The 17,801-nt window shown below is 71.8% G+C and carries 16 protein-coding genes; 6 read left to right on the top strand and 10 right to left on the bottom strand.

From position 1 onward, the window contains the following. A partial coding sequence (locus ABWO84_RS14850) for an efflux RND transporter permease subunit (RefSeq protein WP_353115927.1) occupies positions 1-666 on the top strand: 666 nt, incomplete at its 5' end. A gap of 137 nt (positions 667-803) precedes the next feature. Here ABWO84_RS14850 and ABWO84_RS14855 read toward each other — a convergent pair. From ABWO84_RS14855 to ABWO84_RS14870, 4 genes are read right to left on the bottom strand one after another with little or no spacing between them, the layout of a single operon-like run. Beyond that, the gene (locus tag ABWO84_RS14855) at positions 804-1,703 is read right to left on the bottom strand and encodes an aldose 1-epimerase family protein (protein WP_353115929.1); all 900 of its coding nucleotides are present in this window, start codon (positions 1,701-1,703) and stop codon (positions 804-806) included. A 35-nt stretch (positions 1,704-1,738) separates the two neighbouring features. Next, positions 1,739-2,374: a dihydrofolate reductase family protein gene (locus ABWO84_RS14860; protein WP_353115931.1), complete on the bottom strand. Its 636-nt coding sequence runs from the start codon at positions 2,372-2,374 to the stop codon at positions 1,739-1,741. Then, entirely contained in the window at positions 2,371-2,712 is a 342-nt protein-coding gene (locus ABWO84_RS14865) for a DUF1801 domain-containing protein (RefSeq protein WP_353115933.1), read from the bottom strand. The genes ABWO84_RS14860 and ABWO84_RS14865 overlap by 4 nt, the downstream gene beginning before the upstream one ends. Before the next feature lie 28 nt (positions 2,713-2,740). Further along, a complete protein-coding gene (locus ABWO84_RS14870) occupies positions 2,741-3,559 on the bottom strand; it encodes an alpha/beta fold hydrolase (protein WP_353115935.1) in 819 nt (272 codons plus the stop codon). A gap of 106 nt (positions 3,560-3,665) precedes the next feature. Here ABWO84_RS14870 and ABWO84_RS14875 point away from each other — a divergent pair, with 106 nt between their 5' ends. From ABWO84_RS14875 to ABWO84_RS14885, 3 genes are all read left to right on the top strand, one after another. Beyond that, positions 3,666-4,568 carry a LysR family transcriptional regulator gene (locus ABWO84_RS14875; RefSeq protein WP_353115937.1) on the top strand — a complete coding sequence of 301 codons (903 nt, stop codon included), beginning with the start codon at positions 3,666-3,668 and terminating at the stop codon, positions 4,566-4,568. Then, entirely contained in the window at positions 4,565-4,897 is a 333-nt protein-coding gene (locus tag ABWO84_RS14880; RefSeq protein WP_353115939.1) for a DUF1330 domain-containing protein, read from the top strand. Before ABWO84_RS14875 ends, ABWO84_RS14880 begins: the two co-directional genes overlap by 4 nt. A gap of 177 nt (positions 4,898-5,074) precedes the next feature. Then, complete coding sequence (locus tag ABWO84_RS14885) at positions 5,075-7,015, top strand: DEAD/DEAH box helicase (RefSeq protein WP_353115941.1); 1,941 nt, start codon at positions 5,075-5,077, stop codon at positions 7,013-7,015. Between the two features lie 61 nt (positions 7,016-7,076). Here ABWO84_RS14885 and ABWO84_RS14890 read toward each other — a convergent pair whose 3' ends face one another. Beyond that, the gene (locus tag ABWO84_RS14890) at positions 7,077-7,616 is read right to left on the bottom strand and encodes a YaeQ family protein (RefSeq protein ID WP_353115943.1); all 540 of its coding nucleotides are present in this window, start codon (positions 7,614-7,616) and stop codon (positions 7,077-7,079) included. A gap of 20 nt (positions 7,617-7,636) precedes the next feature. Continuing rightward, positions 7,637-8,686 (bottom strand): Rv2578c family radical SAM protein, encoded by a 1,050-nt coding sequence (locus tag ABWO84_RS14895; RefSeq protein WP_353115945.1) that lies wholly within the window; start codon positions 8,684-8,686, stop codon positions 7,637-7,639. A gap of 106 nt (positions 8,687-8,792) precedes the next feature. On the opposite strand from ABWO84_RS14895, the gene ABWO84_RS14900 reads away from it, so the two are divergent. After that, a complete protein-coding gene (locus ABWO84_RS14900; protein WP_353115947.1) occupies positions 8,793-9,716 on the top strand; it encodes a M15 family metallopeptidase in 924 nt (307 codons plus the stop codon). Positions 9,717-9,736: 20 nt separating this feature from the next. On the opposite strand, the gene ABWO84_RS14905 is transcribed toward ABWO84_RS14900, so the two are convergent. Beyond that, positions 9,737-11,782 carry an MMPL family transporter gene (locus ABWO84_RS14905; RefSeq protein WP_353115949.1) on the bottom strand — a complete coding sequence of 682 codons (2,046 nt, stop codon included), beginning with the start codon at positions 11,780-11,782 and terminating at the stop codon, positions 9,737-9,739. Positions 11,783-11,990: 208 nt separating this feature from the next. On the opposite strand from ABWO84_RS14905, the gene ABWO84_RS14910 reads away from it, so the two are divergent. Beyond that, complete coding sequence (locus tag ABWO84_RS14910; protein ID WP_353115951.1) at positions 11,991-13,154, top strand: acyl-CoA dehydrogenase family protein; 1,164 nt, start codon at positions 11,991-11,993, stop codon at positions 13,152-13,154. Between the two features lie 94 nt (positions 13,155-13,248). On the opposite strand, the gene ABWO84_RS14915 is transcribed toward ABWO84_RS14910, so the two are convergent. From ABWO84_RS14915 to ABWO84_RS14925, 3 genes are read right to left on the bottom strand one after another with little or no spacing between them, the layout of a single operon-like run. After that, a complete protein-coding gene (locus ABWO84_RS14915; RefSeq protein ID WP_353115953.1) occupies positions 13,249-14,424 on the bottom strand; it encodes an ROK family transcriptional regulator in 1,176 nt (391 codons plus the stop codon). Between the two features lie 7 nt (positions 14,425-14,431). Beyond that, positions 14,432-15,631: a Bcr/CflA family efflux MFS transporter gene (locus tag ABWO84_RS14920; RefSeq protein WP_353115955.1), complete on the bottom strand. Its 1,200-nt coding sequence runs from the start codon at positions 15,629-15,631 to the stop codon at positions 14,432-14,434. Further along, positions 15,628-17,754: an alpha-galactosidase gene (locus ABWO84_RS14925; protein WP_353115957.1), complete on the bottom strand. Its 2,127-nt coding sequence runs from the start codon at positions 17,752-17,754 to the stop codon at positions 15,628-15,630. The genes ABWO84_RS14920 and ABWO84_RS14925 overlap by 4 nt, the downstream gene beginning before the upstream one ends. Positions 17,755-17,801 lie beyond the last annotated feature (47 nt).

Consider the following 17,801-nt stretch of genomic DNA (forward strand, 5'->3'; position numbering starts at 1 on the left):
ATGGTCGCGACCTTCAAGTCGCTGCGCCAGCCGCTGCTGCTGCTCGTCTCGGTGCCGTTCGCGGCGACCGGCGCGATCCTGCTGCAGATCGTGACCGGGGTGCCGCTGGGCGTCGCCTCGCTCATCGGCGTGCTGATGCTGATCGGCATCGTGGTGACCAATGCCATCGTGCTCGTCGACCTGGTCAACCAGTACCGCGAGAAGGGGCTCTCGACCCGCGACGCGGTGATGGCCGGCGGCGAGAAGCGTCTGCGGCCGATCCTGATGACCGCCCTCGCGACGATCTTCGCGCTCACGCCGATGGCGCTCGGCATCACGGGGCACAGCGGTTTCATCTCCCAGCCGCTCGCGATCGTGGTGATCGGCGGCCTGGTGTCCTCGACCGTGCTCACCCTCATCGTGCTGCCGACGCTGTACAACCTCGTCGAAGGGGCCAAGGAGCGCCGCCGTGCGCGTCGCGGCGGCCCCGAGGGCGACGGCGGTGCGGGCGGGACGGATGTGCCGGATGCCGGCGGTCCGGGCTCGTCCGGCGGTGCCGTGGACGACGGCCCGGCCGGGGAGGCCGAACCAGAGCTCGAGCCGGTCGGCGCGGGCGAGCACGCCCTCACCCGCCGCGAGCTGCGCGAACGCGGCCTCCCGGTCGCCGGCGACGTGCATCACGGCTGACACCGCGCCGCCGCCGGGCCGGGGGCTTCATCGACCCGGTGCGTTCCCGTCCAGACAGCCCGATCCGTGCGCACGACGCGCACCGGGTCGGCGGGAGCGCACCGGGAGGCATCCGATGAGGGTAGGAGCCCGAGGCGTCAGGACAGCTCGATGCCCCAGCGCAGCGTCCAGGTCTCGCCCGATGCGAGACGCCGCAGCCCGCGGCCGGAGTTGAACGACTCGGCGGGCCCGGTCATCGGCTCGATCGCCACCGCGCGCGCTTGGCCCGGGTACTGGTCGGTGGTGTAGACCTGCACGTAGTCGAACCCCGCGTCCTGCCACATGGCGGCGACGCGGCCGTCCGGCGCCGTGAGCGTCGTGCGGACCCGGCCGTCGGCATCGCGGCGAAGGGTCGCGAACGCGGTGTCGAGCTCCACCTCGGCGAGCCGTCGCCCCTCGCGCAGATCGGTGCCGCCCGACACCGGAGACTCGCCGACCGGCAGCAGCCGCTCATCGGTCTCGAAATAGGTCGACGCGGGGATGCGCAGCACGAGCTCCCGCGGGTCGACGTCGCCGATCGTGAGGAAGGGGTGCGTGCCCAGCGCCACCGCCGCCGGCTCGGACGACCGGTTCGTCAGCGTGTGCACGACCTCGATCCCGGCATCCGTCAGCGCATACGTCACGGCGGTCTCGACCAGGTACGGGTATCCCGTCTGCGGGAAGACCGTGGCGGAGAGGGTGACTGCGCCGTCGTCCTGCGCGGCGACGTCGTAGGGGGAGAAGCGCAGCAGGCCGTGGCTCGCGTTGCGCAGCTTCGGCTCGGTGATCGCGAGAGCGCGCGCGGCCTCGCCGTCCTGCCAGATCCCGTCGCGGATGCGGTTCGGCCACGGTGCGAGCACCACGCCCGAGCACATCGGGGTGGGATCCGCCTCGGGGTACGGAGGCACGAGGTCGACCCCGCCGACCGACAGGTGCCGCAGGGAGGCGCCGACCTGGGCGATCTGCGCGGTCACGTCGCCGCGGCGGAGATGGTGCTGGATGCCGGTGGGGGAGCTCATTCCGCCATCGTAGGACCGGAGCGCACTGCGCGGCATCAGATCTCGCTGGTGCGCAGCCCCCCGTCGATCCCGAACGCGCCCGCCCGATGCTCGTCCGGCGTGTAGCGCAGGTGGACGGCCCCGGCGGCGGTGCGCGTCGCTTCCTGCAGGCGAAGGCCGACCGCCGGATCGCCCGGCCCGAACAGGCGGGTCCCCGAGCCGATCGTCACGGGGAAGACCAGGAAGCGGTACTCGTCGATCAGCCCCGCCCGGTGCAGGCTGCGGGTGAGCCGGCGACTGCCATGCACCTGCAGCTCGCCGCCGGGACGACGGAGCAGGTCGAGGACGCCGCCGAGCACGTCGCCGCCGAGGACTGTCGTGCCCGTCCAGGCCGGATCGCCGAGGGTGGTGGAGGCGACGTACTTCGGCAGCGTGTTGAGCGAGGTCGCGATGAGGTCATCGGGATCGGTGACGTTCGGCCAGTATCCGCGGAACAGCTCGAACGTCCCCCGGCCGAGCAGCACCGCCTCGGCGCCGCGGTACCAGTCGTCGACGATGCGGGCGGAGTCGGCATCGGCGTAGGGCGGCATCCAGCCGCCGCGGTCGAAGCCTCCGCTGGTGTCCTCGCCCGGGCTGCCCGGGCCCTGCATCACCCCGTCGGCGGTGAGGAAGACGTGGGCGACGAGCCTCACCGCGACGCCTCCGCGACGGACTGGCGCAGCCAGTCGACGATCCGTCCGGTGTCGAGCCCGGAGAGCTCCGCGTATTTGACGGTCGACATCCGGGCTCCCGACTGCAGCTCGCCGGACGGATCGTCGATCGGGGCGCCGTTCCAGATCATGAAGGTCACGTACCGGGCGTATGCCTTGAATCCGGCCGCGGGTGCGCCGCCGATCAGCCAGACGGGATGCGAGTGGTAGATGCGGGAGTCGGCGTCGGGCAGCGCCTCGTCGATCGCGCCGCGCAGAGCGGCGGCGACGGCGCGGAACGGCTCGGGCAGGGAGGCGGTGTACTGATCGATGGTGGTCATGGTCTCTTCCTTCGGTCGGCGGGACGGGTCAGGGCGCGGGGGTCAGGGGGTCGCCGGCGATGACGGCGGCGGCCGCGGCCTCCGGATCGATCACGTGGTTCTGTCCGGGCAGCACGCGCAGTGCGGCGGTGGGGAGCGCCTCGGCGACCGCGCGTGCGGAGCGCTGCAGGACGGCCGGCGACTTCGAGCCCACGAGCACGTCGATCGGCGTCGTGATCGCCGCCCAGCGCTCCGGCGCCGGCACGCGGCCGGACAGGTCGGGGGCGGTGACGGCGAGGTCGTAGGGGAGCGTGTGGGCGAGGGCGGTGAGCCGCCGCCAGGCGGGAGTGAGCCGCATCACGGCGGTGATCGGTGCAGGGACGTGCAGCGCCCGGGTCATGAACGCCCGCACGGCGCCACTGCGATCCCCTCGGCTCAGCCTGCCCGTCACGTCCGCAGCGATCTCCGCCCGCGGATGCCGCGGAACGGGGTCGGTCTCGTAGGCGGGCTCGTACAGGCTCGCCCAGCGCAGCGGCACTCCCGCCGCCACCGCCTCGACGACCAGCGCCGCGCCGGAGGAGAGCCCCCAGGCGGCCACGGGGCCGTCGAGCGAGTCGACGACGGCCCGCAGGTCGTCGATCTCCCTCGCCACGGCGTACGGTGCGGTGTCGCCCGAGTCTCCGCGGCCCCGACGGTCGTAGTTGGCGACCGTGAAGCGATCGGACAGACGTGCAGCCAGCTCGCGCATCGCCGGGAAGGAGCGCTCGCCGAAGGCGCCGCTCACGAGGACGAGTGCCGGCCCCCGTCCGGAGACCTCGACGGCGATCTCCGTGCCGTCGGCCGATCGGACCCGTGTGTTGATGGTCATGGTTCTCCTCCTTGGTGCTGTTCTCAGCCTCGGGCCCGCCAGGCGCGGGAACAATGCGCGATACTGTTCTGAATCGTTTAGCCCAACTCAACGATCGGAGCCGCGCATGCTCGAACGGGTGGAGGTCGAGGCGTTCCTGACGCTCGCCGAGCTGCTGCATTTCGGGCGCACGGCCGAGCGTCTGCACCTCAGTCCCGGCCGCATCAGCCAGACGATCAAGGGACTCGAGGTGCGCATCGGCGCGACGCTCTTCGAGCGCACAAGTCGCACCGTGCGGCTCACTCCGATCGGGCATCTGCTCCATGACGGTCTGCGCCCCGCGATCGACCAGGCGGAGACCGCCGTCGCCGCTGCGGTGGCCGCTGCCCAGGGCGCCCGCATCCGCGTGCACGTCGGCTATTCGACGCCATGGTGCGGCGACCTGATGATCTCCGCGGGCGATCGGCTGCTCGCGGAGTCGCCAGACGCCGACGTGACGTTCGAGGAGATCCAGCTGAGCGATCCGCTCTCCGGCCTCCGCACGGGACGCATCGACATCCAGCTGTCCGAGCTTCCGGTCAATGAGGCGGACATCGTCGCCGGACCGGTGCTGGTGTCCGAGCCCCGTACGCTGCTCGTGCCCGCGGACCATCCCCTCGCCGAACACGGGACGGCGACGGTGGAGGACCTCGCCGACACCCGGCTCATCCCGATCCGGGGCGCAGCGCCCGACTACTGGCAGGCGATGCACTTCCCGTCGCACACGCCGTCGGGGCGGCCGATCCCGCACACCCGTCCGGTGACCTACTGGCACGAGGTGCTCGGGCTGGTCGCCGCGGGCCGCGGAGTGACGATCGCCGCCGCGCGCGCCGCCCGCTACCATCCCCATCCCGGCGTGGTGCATCTGACGTTCGAGGACGCGGAACCGATCCGATACGGGCTGCTCTGGCTCGCCGGGCGGCAGACTCCGGCGGTGACGAGGCTCGCAGAGCTCGCGGCGGGGGTCGCGGAGGAGACGGAGGGGCGATGACCGATGCGGTGACGCTGTGCTGCCTGCTGTGGGCGAGAGACGGCGAGAGGGAGGGCATGGCCGCGTACGAGGACCGCGTGCTCGCGCTGGTCGCGGCGCACGGCGGCGAAGTCGTCCAGCGGGCGCTCTCGGATGCGGCGGGTGAGGGGCCGGACGAAGTGCAGCTCTTCCGGTTCGGCGACCGCGAGGGGCTCCAGGGGTACCTGGACGACCCCGCCCGCACCGCGCTCGCCGCCGAGCGGGACAGGGTCGTCGCACGCACCGAGCTGTTCCCGGTGGCCCTCCGCCCGGTGCTCGGAGGCGAAGCCCAGGCGCCGTCGGTAGACTGAGGCGTCGGCTTCGGGCAACCGCGTGATCGCGGATCGTGTTCTGAATGTGAGCCCAGGGCCGATGGTTCATCGACCATCACATGAATGGCCCCGGCCGACGGATGCCCGGGTATGCCCGACGCGCGCTGCGCGGAGCGGGCGCTGTTCTCGTGTCCGAGACAGAGAGAAGTATCTCCCGTGCCCAAGAATCACAAGCCGAAGGGCGGGCGCCCCTCGCGCAATTTCGAGCCCCGCTACGCGAAGAAGACGTCGTTCCACGACCGTCACGCCGGAGGGCGTCCTGCGCCGCGTGACGAGCGGGCGGACGACAGGGACCGCGACACCGCCGCGGGTTCCAAGCCCGGCAGCCGCAGCCCCAAGCATCGCGGATATCGCGCCGAGCAGGACGCCGCTCCCAAGCGTCGCTGGACGGCGCAGGAGCGCGCGGGCCGCGACGAGGCCCGCGGCATCCGCAACCGCGCGGAGTCGGGTCGTCGCGAGGCGCCGCATCGCCGCGATCGTGACGAGAGGGCGCCGCAGGGCGAGCGCTACACCGGTGACCGCTCGGGATACGGCAACCGTCGCTTCGACGACCGGCGCGATGCCGGGCGGCGTGATGATCGGGGTGGGCGTTCGTCGTACGGTGACCGCGATGATCGGGGCGGGCGTCCGTCGTATGGTGACCGTGATGATCGGGGCGGGCGTCCCTCGTACGGTGACCGTCGCGACGACCGCGGCGGCGCAGGGCGACGGCCCGCGCAGGGCGGCCGCGGTGCCTCCGATCGCTTCGGCGGACGTCCGGTACGGGAGCCCCGGCCGGGCCGCGACGACTGGAACCGCGGGACCGACCGCGCGCCGAAGCAGGACACCGCGGAGGATGTGGTCCACGAGCGGCTCGCTGCGCAGGCCGTGAGCGCCGACGAGGTCGCCGGTGTGACGTTCGGCGATCTCGGGCTGGGGTCGAACATCGTCGAGGTGCTCACGGGCATGGGGGCCGCGACGCCGTTCCCCATCCAGGCCGCCTCGGTCCCGGCGGTGCTCGAGGGCCGGGACGTGCTCGCCCGCGGGCGCACCGGATCCGGCAAGACGATCGCGTTCGGCGCGCCGCTGGTCGAGAGCATCCTGCTGTCGCAGAAGGGCAAGAAGCGCGAGTTCGGACGCGCCCCGCGCGCGATCATCCTCGCCCCCACCCGCGAGCTCGCGCTGCAGATCGACCGCACCGTGCAGCCGATCGCCCGCAGCGTCGGTCTCTTCACCACGCAGATCTACGGCGGGGTGCCGCAGGCCCGCCAGGTGGGCGCGCTCAAGAAGGGCGTCGACATCATCATCGGCACCCCCGGGCGCATCGAGGACCTCATCGAGCAGGGCAAGCTCGACCTCTCCGAGGTGCGCATCGCCGTCCTCGACGAGGCCGATCACATGTGCGAGCTCGGCTTCGTCGAGCCTGTGCAGCGCATCCTCCGCAAGACCGGCACGGCGCTGCCGAAGGGCGCTGTCAGTCAGAAGCTGCTGTTCTCGGCGACCCTCGACCGCGAGGTCGCGTCGCTGGTGGAGGAGTTCCTCGTCGACCCGGCCGTCTTCGAGGTCGCCGGCGAGACGCAGGACTCCGGCACGATCGAGCATCGGGTGCTGGTCGTGGAGCACCGGGACAAGGCCGATGTGCTGACGTCGCTCGTCGACCGTGACGGACGGACCCTCGTGTTCAGCCGTACGCGCGCCTTCGCCGAGATGCTCGCCGAGCAGTTCGAGGACGCCGGCATCCCCGCCGTGTCGCTGCACGGCGACCTCAACCAGGCCAAGCGCACCCGCAACCTGCAGAAGCTCACCTCCGGACGGGTGCAGGTGCTCGTCGCGACGGACGTCGCCGCCCGCGGCATCCACGTCGACGACATCGACCTGGTCGTGCAGGCGGACGCCCCCGACGAGTACAAGACGTATCTGCACCGTGCGGGCCGAACCGGTCGAGCCGGCCGCTCGGGCCGCGTCGTGACCCTCATCTCGAGGCACCGCCGCCGCCGCATGGAGGAGCTGCTGGACCGCGCCGAGATCGATGCGCCGTTCGAGCAGGCCGCCCCGGGAGACGACGTCATCGAGGAGATCGCCGGGCGCATCCCGACCGATGCCGAGCTGACCTCCTGACCCGTCACGAGAGGCCCCCGTCGCCCCTTCCGCGGGGCGGGGGCCTCTCGCGTCCCCGGCGTCAGGCCGGCGCGTGCTCGTACACCGCGGTGCTGAGCGTCGTGCCGTTGAGGTCGAGGTAGACGGTCCTCTCGGTGACCGTGAGCGTCATCGTGTTGCGGCGTTCGATCAACGGGACGGCCGCGTCGACGAATCCCGGGTCGAAGCCGAACAGACGGATGTCCTCGATCCGGTGGATGCGCTTGTCGGTCCAGAGGGCCAGCACCTTCGCCGGATCGCGGTGCGTGTAGACCACGGTGCGCTCGGCGAGCCTGCTGCCGTGGTGGAGGCGCTCGGCATCGGGCGCGCCGACCTCGATCCAGGCGGTGATCCGTCCGGTGAGGTCGCGCACGAGCACGGCGGGCTCGTCGGTCTGCGACACGCCGCCCCCGAACGCGATGCCCTCCGTGTACTCCAGCCCGTGGGCGAGCACGCGGGTGAGCATGTAGGCGTCGGTCTCGGAGGGATGCCGCGCCACACGCAGGGAGTAGTCGTCGTAGACGCCGCGGTCCATGTCCGCGAGCTGCACGTCGAAGGTGTGCACGGTCGAGCCGATAGCCATGCCACGAGCATATGCGGCCGTCAGAACAGCATCGGGGCGGGGCCAGGGGCAGGGGTCGGCTCGGCCGGCCGCGTGCGGGCGCGCATGATGCCCCGCATCCGTTCGTCGTCCCCCGTCTCGGCGTAGAGCCCGTGGGCCCGGATGAGCGGACGCATCCGCTTCGCGAGCCACTTCTTGTAGTCCTTCGGCGCCTCGGCAGCGGCGCCGGGATACAGCGCGCGGTACGAGGAGGCCAGGTCGGGGCGATATCGCTCGAGCCAGCGGAGGAACCACGGCTTCACCCCGGGCCGCAGATGCAGCACGCCGTACACGACGTGGTCGGCGCCCGCCTCGCCGATCCGGGTGAGGGCCTCGTCGATCGACGCGATCCCGTCGGTCAGGTGCGGGAGCACGGGCATGAGGAAGACGCCGACCCGGAATCCGGCATCCGTCAGCGCACGCACGGTGTCGAGCCGGGCCTGCGTGCTGGGCGTGCCCGGCTCGATCGCGTGCTGCAGCCCGTCGTCGTACATCGCGATCGACAGCTGCACGTCGACGGGCACCTGCGCCGCCGCGTCGACGAGCACGGGGATGTCGCGCCGGATCAGCGTCCCCTTGGTGAGGACGGAGAACGGCGTTCCCGACTCCGCAAGGGCCCGGATGATGCCGGGCATGAGCCGGTAGCGCCCCTCCGCACGCTGATACGGGTCGGTGTTCGTGCCCAGCGCCACCGTCTCGTGATGCCACGATCCCCGCCGCAGCTCCCGTTCGAGCACCTCGACGACGTTCGTCTTCACGACGATCTGCGAATCGAAGTCGTGCCCCGCGTCGAGGTCGAGGTATTCATGGGTCCCCCGGGCGAAGCAGTAGACGCAGGCGTGCGAACAGCCCCGGTAGGGGTTGATCGTCCACTGGAACGGCATGCGGGACGCGCCGGGCACGCGGTTCAGGGCAGACCGCGAGAGCACCTCGTGGAAAGTCATCCCGGCGAACTCCGGAGTGGTCACCGAGCGGACGATCCCGGTGCGGTTCTCCAGGCCGGGGAGCGCGTCCGCGTCCGCCTCGTCGATCGTCTGACCCTGCCACCGCATGAAGAAGATTAGAACAAAACATCGAATATCTGTCAAGAAGGAATCGAAGATAGATTCCATGTCGGGGTGTCGGCGGTCTCCCGGCGGCATGAGCGACAATGGACGCATGAGTGCCCGGCAGCCCCGACACGCCGCGCCGTCATCCCGCACCGTGCTGGTCGCCGCGGCGATCGGCGTCGTGATCACGTTGATGGGCTCGGTCTGGGCGCTCGCGAGCGGTCCCGGAGAAGAGCCGAAGGGCTCGCCGCCGATGCCGGTGACCGTCACCGAGCTGCCGCCGGTGGAGATCTCGGCCACCCCCGCGGTCGACCCCTGTGCCGACCCCGCCGTGACGAAGGCGCTCGGCGCGGGCGACGACGCCGCGGCGATCGCGGCGTTCGGCGGAGGGGAGGCCTTCCGGCTGGCGGTGTCGTCCGGCACCGCACCGTGCGTCTCGCTCTCCGACCCCGCCCACGAATGGGTCGTCGTCAACAAGGCGCGGCCGCTCGACCCCGCCCGCTACGCGCCCGCCTCGCTGGGCGGCACCGGACTGCGGACGACCACCGGATCCGGTGAGGCGCGCCCGGTGGTCTCGCAGGCCCTCGCGCAGCTCGCGAAGGGTTCGGCGGATGCCGGTGCGGGGGCCATCGGCGTGAACAACGGATACCGCTCCTACGACCTGCAGCAGCGCACCTACTCGACCCACGTGCGCAATCGCGGCCAGGCGTGGGCCGATTCGGAGTCCGCCCGGCCCGGTCACAGCGAGCACCAGACCGGCCTCGCTCTCGACATCGTCGCGTGCAGCCCCGGCTGCGGCGAGATCCAGGGGTTCACCGGCACGCCCCAGGCGCAATGGGTCGCCGCCCACGCCTGGGAGTACGGCTTCATCGTGCGCTACGAGGACGGCCGCACCGCGGTGACCGGCTACGTGCACGAGGCCTGGCACGTGCGCTACATCGGCAAGGAGCTCGCCGCGGCGTACCACGCCGGCGGATTCCACACGCTGGAGGAGTTCTTCGGTCTCCCCGCGGCGCCCGACTACCCGCACTGACCTGCGACGCGGGCCCGGCCTCATCCTCGCGAGACCCGACCGGGCCACCACATCCGGTCCCCGACGAGGGAGAACAGCGCCGGGACCACCAGGGTGCGGACGATCAGCGTGTCGACCAGCACCCCGACCCCGACGATGAGGCCGATCTGCCCGAGCGTCACGAGGGGGAGCAGCCCCAGCGCGGCGAAGACGCCCGCGAGGACCACGCCGGCGCTCGTGATCACCGCCCCGGTGCTGCCCAGCGCGCGCACCATGCCCTCCCTGGTGCCGTGCGATCCGGCCTCGGCGCGGGCGCGATGCACCAGGAAGATCGTGTAGTCGACCCCCAGCGCGACGAGGAACAGGAACGCGAGCAGCGGCACCGGGAGGTCGAGGGCGTCCCAGCCGAAGAGCACCCGGCTGAGCCACGCGCCCGCGCCGATCGCGGCGATCGCGGTGAGGGCGTTCACGAGCAGCAGGATGATCGGGGCGACGAGAGCGCGCAGCAGCAGCACCAGCACGATGAGCGTGACGGCGAGCACCAGCGGTGCGATGAGGAGGAGGTCGTGCAGATTGCCCTCCCGCGCGTCGAGGTCGGCGGCCCCCTGCCCTCCGACGAGCGCGTCGGCGCCGTCCACGGCATGGGCGGCCTCCCGCACGTCGCGGATCAGCGCGCGGCTCTGCTCCGTGCCCGGCACCGCCTCGCCCGTCACGACGAGACGGGCGAGCGCGCCGTCGGTGCTCCGGCCCGCGTCGGTCACCGTCACCACGCCGTCGACCCGCTCCAGCTCCCCGGCGACCGCCTCGGCGTCCGCGGCGTCGGCGATCACGATGAGGGGCTGCGCCTGGCCGGGCGGGAAGTGCGCGGAGAGCACCTCGAGGCCCGCGGCGGACTCCGAGGGCACTCGGAACTTCTCCGCCTGGGTGAGCCCGACGGAGGCGCCGAGCAGCCCCGAGGCCATGACGGCGAGCAGGGCGACCCCGCCGACGAGGGGGATCCAGGGGCGACGGACGACGCCGCGGGCGACGGTGCGCCAGGCGCGTCCCTGACGCGAGCCGTCGCCCGGCCGGGGGATGAACGGCCAGAAGACGCCGCGTCCGCAGACGGCGAGCACCGGCGGCAGGAGGAGCAGCACGCCGGCGAGGGCGATCAGCAGACCGGCCGCGGACGCGATCCCGAGTCCGCGGGTGCCGGGGATCACGGCGAGCACGAGAGTGAGCAGCGACAGCACGACCGTCACGTTCGAGGCGAGGACGGCCGGTGCCGTCGTGCGGTAGGCGCGTGCCAGCGCCGCACGATGGTCGTCCTCGCGCTGCAGCTCCTCCCGGTAACGGGATACGAGCAGCAGCGCGTAGTTGGCGCCCGCGCCGAACACGAGGACGCTGACGATCCCGGTGTCGAATTGGAGGTCCAGGGCGTTGCCGATCACCGCAGTCGCCTTGCCGGCGAGCTGATCGGCGAACGCGACGACGGCCAGCGGGATCATCCAGAGCACGGGGGAGCGGTAGGTGATGATGAGCAGGAGCGCGACGATCCCGATCGTGACCAGCAGCAGGGTGAGGTCCGCGCCGTCGAAGGCCGCGGCGACGTCGGCGCCGAACGCCGGCCCGCCGGTCACCTGCAGGCGCATGCCGTCGACCGGATGCTGCGCGAGCGCCTTCCGCACGCCGTCGACGGCGGAGGAGGCGGCGTCCTTGTCCGCGCCGACCTCCACGGTCACCTGGAGCAGCGCGGCCTTCCCGTCATCGCTCGGCAGAGGGCCGACCGCGGGGCGGCCGGTCTCCTCGGCGAGCGCGGGGACGAGAGCGCCGACCGCGCGCAGATCGGCGTCCGTGAGCCTCCTCCCGTCGTCGCGTCCGGCGACGACGAGCAGGGACTGATCGTCGGCCGCCGGGAAACGCTGCTCCAGCGCCGTCACGGCGGCGGACTCCGAGCCGGGTGGCGAGGACTCGGCGCGGGTGTCGAGCGACGCGCGGCCGAACGCGCCGAGGAGCGCGACGAGCACGAGCACGCCGGTGACGAGGGAGATCCAGGCGCCGCGGCGCGAGGTCAGGACTTCGGGGAGGGCACGGAGGAATCTGGGCACCCGACCAGCACACTCCGGCTCGGAGCAGCGCGCATCGCGAATTCGATGGACCCCGCCATCGATCGAAGGATGGATGCGCGGCATCCCACAATCCCGAGACGCAGTCCCACGAAATGTGGGATGCATTCTCACAATGGACTCCCCTTCCAGGCATCCTGACCGTAGAATCTCCGGTGCGAAGACGCAGAATCACCTCCTGGAGGACGGTATGGAACGCGACATCTACGAAGAGGACCACGAGTCCTTCCGCGACCTGGTCAAGGACTTCGTCAAGCGGTACGTCACGAACGAGACGATCGAGAAGTGGAACGCCGACGGCGAGGTCGACCGCGCGACCATGCTCGCCGCGGGCGAGGCCGGCATCATCGGGCTCTCCGTGCCGGAGGAGTTCGGCGGCGCCGGGATGCTGCAGGACTACCGGTTCCGTGCGATCGTGAACGAGGAGGTCATCGCGGCCGGCGCGGGCTCGCTCGCCGGTGCCTTCGGCATCCAGGACGACCTGGCCGTCCCCTACCTCGTGCACATGGGCACGCAGGAGCAGAAGGCCAAGTGGCTCCCCCGCATGGCCACGGGAGAGGTCATCGGCGCGCTCGCCATGACCGAGCCCGGCGCCGGGTCCGATCTGCGCGGCATCAAGACCACCGCGAAGAAGGTCGACGGCGGATACGTCGTCAACGGTGCCAAGACCTTCATCTCGTCGGGCAAGACCGCCGACCTGGTCGTCACGTTCGTGAAGACCGGCGAGGGCAACCGCCCCGACGCGTTCAGCCTGGTGCTGATCGAGAACGGCATGGAGGGCTTCGACCACGGTAAGAAGCTCCACAAGATGGGCTTCCAGGGCCACGACACCGCCGAGCTGTCGTTCACCGACGTGTTCGTCCCCGAAGAGAACCTCATCGGCGGCAAGGAGGGCATGGGCTTCATCCAGCTGATGATGAACCTGCCGCTCGAGCGCCTGTCCATCGGCGTCGCGGGCGCGGCGGCGGCGCAGGCCGCGTTCGACTGGACCGTCGCCTACACGAAGGACCGCGAGGCCTTCGGCGAGCGGATCATCGACTTCCAGAACACCCGCTTCCAGATCGCGGACATGGCGGCGACCGTCGACGCGCTGTGGGCGTACATCGACCGCGCGCTGCTCGCCTACAAGGACGGGAAGCTGTCGGCCGAGGAGGCCGCGAAGGTCAAGTTCTGGGCGACCGAGCGCGAGTGGGAGGTGCTCGACATCGGCGTGCAGCTGCACGGCGGATACGGGTACATCACCGAGTACCCGATCGCCCGCGCCTTCCTCGACGCCCGCGTGCACCGGATCTATGGCGGCACCAACGAGATCATGCGCGACATCGTGAGCCGTCAGATCGCCGGCAAGCGCTGATCCGCGGCCCGCGCTCCCGCTGAGTGCGCGAAAAGGCATCCCCCAGGACTTCGGGGGATGCCTTTTCGCACTCCGTAGGGAAAGGGAGGCGGGGTCAGCGGGAGGTGCGGGTGTCGATCGAGTCGAACAGCGCCTCCTCGGCGCGGTTCAACGCCATGCGCATCGCACCGATCGCAGACGACCTGTCGCCGAGCAGGGAGCAGACCACCCGCGGCGGGAACGCCGTCTCGCCGGGCATCCGGCGGTCGATCGGCTGGCGGATCGCCTCGCCCGCCGCGCTGATGCCGCCTCCGATGATCACCAGCTCGGGGTTGATGGTGACGATCACCGGCGCGATGCCGGTCACGAGCCTCCGGGTGAACTGGTCGATCCGCTCCGCGGCGGCGGCATCGCCGAGCTTCGCCCGCTCGAAGAGGCGCTGCACGGCGTCGCCCTGTCCCGCCTCGCTCAGGGCGTCGGCGGAGTCCTCGCCGACGAGCTCGTCGAAGGCCCCCTCCCAGGGCAGTGCCCGCCAGAGACCGATCTCTCCGGCGGCCCCGTCGCGTCCACGATGCGGCTTCCCGCCGATGAGCAGGCCGGTGCCGATGCGGCGCCCGACGTGCACGTAGACGACGTCGCTGGCCTCGCGGCCCGCACCGCACCAGTGCTCCGCCACGGCGGCGAGCTGCATGTCGTTGTAGACGTGCGCGTCGAGGCCGAACACCTCGCGCATGTGCGTGCGCATGTCGATCCCCTCCCATTCGGGGATCGCCGGCGCGTATGTCACGCGGCTGTCGTGGTCGACGACGCCGGGGGTCGCGATGGCGACGCTCTCGATGTCGTCGGGGGTCAGCCCCACGTCCTGCAGTGCCGCTTCGACGGTCTCGTCGAGCTGGGTGAGCCGGCGCTGGAAGGTCCAGCTGGGCTGCACCTCGCAGCGCTTCTCGGCGACGATGTTGCCCGCGAGATCGGACACGAGGACCAGCGCCTTGTGTGCGCCCATGTCGATGCCCAGCACGTGCCCCGACTCCGGGCGCAGCTGATAGGCGTTCGCGGGGCGACCGGTGCGGGCGCCGCCCTCGCCGGTCGCGTCGACCGTGCTCAGCCACCCTGCGGAGGCGAGCTCCTGCACCGCGAGCTGCGCGGTCGGGCGGGACAGCCCGGTGCGGTGCGCGACCTCGCTGACGGTGAACGTCCCGCCGTCGAGGAAGGCGCGGAGGGTGAGCTGCAGGTTGCTGCTGCGCAGCGGAGTGCGGGCCCGTGCCGGGTACGCGTCGATCGGCTGTGTCATCGGCACCTCATTCCGTTGACCATTCTGACGGCATTCCGCGTCCCGCGGGCGCGACGACCACGAGCAGGCAGGCCGCGCCGAGGATTCCGCAGGCCGCCATCACCCCCGTCACGGCAACGGGCGTCCCGCCGCCGAACAGCGAGGGGATCACCGAGGAGGCGGCACCGAAGAGCAGCGAGAGCGAGCTGAGCAGCGAGGCCGCCGACCCGGCGATCGGGCCGTGCCCCGCGAGGGCGAGGCTCTGCAGGCTCGGGTTGATGGCGCCCAGCATCCCGGTGAAGGAGCACAGCAGGATCGTGGTCGGCACGAGCCCCGCGCCGGCCGCCGAGGCGAGAGCCAGTGCCGCGGTGAGCACGGCGACCCCGCCGCAGCAGACGGCGAGCACGCGGATCGGGCGCACGCGCCGTGCGGCGAGGGCTCCCAGCTGGGTGCCCAGCAGCATGCACAGCGCGTGCGCCGCGAACACCACGCCGTAGCCGGACTCGGAGAGCCCGAAGTGCTGCTGGAAGATCAGCGACGACGAGGCCAGATAGGCGTACTGCGCCGCCCAGATGAACCCGCCGGTCAGCGCCAGGCCGATGAACACGCGGTCCCCGGCGAGACGGCGGGCCGCCTGGAGCGCTGTCGCCCCGCGGCGCAGATGCGCGGCGTGCGTCTCGGGGAGCACGACCATCCCGGCGAGCAGCAGCACGAGGGCGTAGGCGGCGAGGGTGGCGAAGACCAGGTGCCAGTCCATGATCCGCAGCATCGCGGCGCCGATGGAGGGGCCGGCGGCGATCGCGATGCCGCTGATGACGGCCATCGCCGCGAGGGTGCGCAGCATCCGGGCCCCGGAGTAGAGGTCACGCACGCAGGCGAGGATCGCTGCGGAGATCGCCGCCGCGGTGACTCCCTGCACGAAACGTCCCGCCACGAGGACCGGCACCGTCCAGGACAGCGCGCAGACGATCGAGCCGGCGGCGTGCAGCGCGGTCGACACGAGGAGCACGGGACGCCGTCCGACCCGGTCGCTGAGCGCGCCTCCGAGAAGGGCGCCGCACAGCATGCCGACCATCGCGGCGCTGAAGGTGGCCTGCAGGTCGAAGTCCGATGCCCTCAGCTCGGCGGCGATCAGGGGGAAGGCGGGGAGGTAGAGGTCGACCGTCATCGTGCCGAGCGTCTGCAGCACGCCGAGCAGGATGATCACGCCGCGCCGTCCGCCGATCATGGCAGCCGGGTCGCGCGCAGCAGCACGGCCTGCTCGGGCTGGATCTGGGGGAAGGGCAGACCGATCACGCCGAGGGCCTCCCCGGTCGCGATGACGCCCTCGCGCCACCAGGAGACCTCGTCGCCGCGGATCTCGGGCCGTGCGCCCTGCACCTCGATCCGGTAGCGCGCCGCCGGATCGAGGCCGGGGAGCGGGATCCGCCCGCCCGGCGCCTCGAGCGCACGTCGCAGGCAGGCGACCGTGAAGACCGCGTCGTCGTCGACCGAGCCGGTCACCCACAGCGCGCCGTCCGCGAGCTCGCGGCGCACCAGGCGGCCCCGCGCGATGAGCGCGCGCACGTCCTTCAGGATCGTGATCCAGCCGGCGAGGCTCTCGCGCCCGGGGGCGTCGATCCGCGTGAGGTCCAGCTCCAGGCCGGCATGCGAGAACACCGTGGTGATCGCGCGGAACGCCTGTGTGTGCACGCGGCCGGTGGTGTGCGAGCGCTCGTCGCCGATGTGACTGCCGACGAGCTCCGGCGGGAGGAGGAGAGAGGTCCACCGCTGGATGCCCTGACGTTCGAGGGGGTCGATCGTGTCGGAGGCCCAGACTCGGTCGGCGTGGGCGAGGACGCCGAGGTCGACGCGCGCGCCACCGGAGGAGCACGACTCGATCTCGAGCCCGGGGAACACGGCCTTCAGCTCGGACATCAGGCGGTACGCCGCCCGCGTCTGCGCGTGCACGGCCGGGCGCCCGGCACCGTCGCCGGCCTCGATGAGGTCGCGGTTGTGGTCCCACTTCAGGTAGGAGACGTCGTTCCCGGAGATGAGGTCGACCAGGCATCCGCGCACGTAGTCGAAGCAGCCGGGATCGGCGAGGTCCAGGGCCTGCTGGTGGCGCGACTCGGGCGGGAGGCCCGGTCCGGCGCGCAGGATCCACTCCGGATGCTCGCGCGCGACGTCCGAGTCGGGGTTGACCATCTCCGGCTCCACCCAGATGCCGAACTGCATCCCGAGGCGTCGCACGTGCTCGACGAGCGGGGTGAGTCCGCGCGGCCACACCTCCGGGCTCACGAACCAGTCGCCGAGTCCGCGGGTGGAGTCGCGTCGCCCGCCGAACCAGCCGTCGTCGAGGACGAACCGCTCGACGCCGATCTCCGCGGCGACGTCGGCGAGGGCGACCAGCTTGTCGAGGGACTGCTCGAAGTACACCGCCTCCCACACGTTCAGGGTGATCGGGCGAGGGGCGGCCACGTGCTCCTCCCTGGCGCGGACGAACCGGTGGTAGCGGGCGGAGAGCTCGTCGAGCCCGTACCCCCACGAGAAGAACTGCGACGGTGCGGAGTACACGTCCCCCGGTGCGAGGACCGCCTCGCCCTCGGTGAGCAGCTCCGCGGCGGAGAGGCGGCGATGCCCCTCGGGCGTGCGCTCGGCGGTGTAGGCGCCGTTCCCGCTCCAGCCCAGGTGCACGCCCCAGACCTGTCCGGCGGCGAAGCCGTGCCCCTGCTCGCCGACGAGCAGCACGAGGGGCGTCTCCGCGCCGGTGCGTCCGCGGCGCGTCTCCCGGCGATGCCGGCCGACGGTGAAGGCGTGTCGCTGCGGGACGCGCTCGAGCGACCAGCGGCCGGTGAGGTCGTGCACCTCGGTCGCGGCGGCGGGCAGCGTCAACCCGGGGGCGAACTCGGTCAGCAGATAGTCGCCGTCGCCGTCGTTGCGCAGCTCGGCGTCGAGTCGGATCACGCCGCTCTCGGTGAGGTCGATCGTCAGCAGCATCGACAGGGCCGCGTCCTGGTCGTGCGCGGCGATCCGCACGCCCCCGTCCTGCCGGGTGAGGGAACGGAGCGCGAAGCGGGTGCTCCACCCCGTGCGGTCGTCGCGCACGCCCTGCAGACCCGGCGCGCCGAACCACCCCGTGTAGGCCTCCGGCACGAGGGAGAAACCCACCGGCTCGTCGATGAGGTTGTCGATCCGGGGCGCCGCGAGCAGTGCCGTCGATTCGTCGACGCCGTGGGCCAGCGCGGCCCCCCAATGCACCACGGAGGGCAGCCCGGGCCCGCTCGCGTCGAGCACGAGGCTCACTCCGCCGGCCGTGAGGTGGACGACGGATCCGGCGCCGTCGATCCGCGGCGCTGTCTGTTCTGACATCGTGCTCGTTCCTGATCCGGGTATTTATGTTGTTGTTTTGAAAACTA

Source organism: Microbacterium sp. (genome assembly GCF_040394595.1).
Classification (GTDB): domain Bacteria; phylum Actinomycetota; class Actinomycetes; order Actinomycetales; family Microbacteriaceae; genus Microbacterium.

What these genes read in the sequence shown, in the direction of transcription:
- ABWO84_RS14855 (WP_353115929.1), bottom strand. Translation starts at nt 1,703, where the DNA reads ATGAGCTCCCCCACCGGCATCCAGCACCATCTCCGCCGCGGCGACGTG.
- ABWO84_RS14865 (WP_353115933.1), bottom strand. Translation starts at nt 2,712, where the DNA reads ATGACCACCATCGATCAGTACACCGCCTCCCTGCCCGAGCCGTTCCGC.
- ABWO84_RS14870 (WP_353115935.1), bottom strand. Translation starts at nt 3,559, where the DNA reads ATGACCATCAACACACGGGTCCGATCGGCCGACGGCACGGAGATCGCC.
- ABWO84_RS14875 (WP_353115937.1), top strand. Translation starts at nt 3,666, where the DNA reads ATGCTCGAACGGGTGGAGGTCGAGGCGTTCCTGACGCTCGCCGAGCTG.
- ABWO84_RS14880 (WP_353115939.1), top strand. Translation starts at nt 4,565, where the DNA reads ATGACCGATGCGGTGACGCTGTGCTGCCTGCTGTGGGCGAGAGACGGC.
- ABWO84_RS14890 (WP_353115943.1), bottom strand. Translation starts at nt 7,616, where the DNA reads ATGGCTATCGGCTCGACCGTGCACACCTTCGACGTGCAGCTCGCGGAC.
- ABWO84_RS14895 (WP_353115945.1), bottom strand. Translation starts at nt 8,686, where the DNA reads ATGCGGTGGCAGGGTCAGACGATCGACGAGGCGGACGCGGACGCGCTC.
- ABWO84_RS14900 (WP_353115947.1), top strand. Translation starts at nt 8,793, where the DNA reads ATGAGTGCCCGGCAGCCCCGACACGCCGCGCCGTCATCCCGCACCGTG.
- ABWO84_RS14910 (WP_353115951.1), top strand. Translation starts at nt 11,991, where the DNA reads ATGGAACGCGACATCTACGAAGAGGACCACGAGTCCTTCCGCGACCTG.
- ABWO84_RS14915 (WP_353115953.1), bottom strand. Translation starts at nt 14,424, where the DNA reads ATGACACAGCCGATCGACGCGTACCCGGCACGGGCCCGCACTCCGCTG.
- ABWO84_RS14920 (WP_353115955.1), bottom strand. Translation starts at nt 15,631, where the DNA reads ATGATCGGCGGACGGCGCGGCGTGATCATCCTGCTCGGCGTGCTGCAG.
- ABWO84_RS14925 (WP_353115957.1), bottom strand. Translation starts at nt 17,754, where the DNA reads ATGTCAGAACAGACAGCGCCGCGGATCGACGGCGCCGGATCCGTCGTC.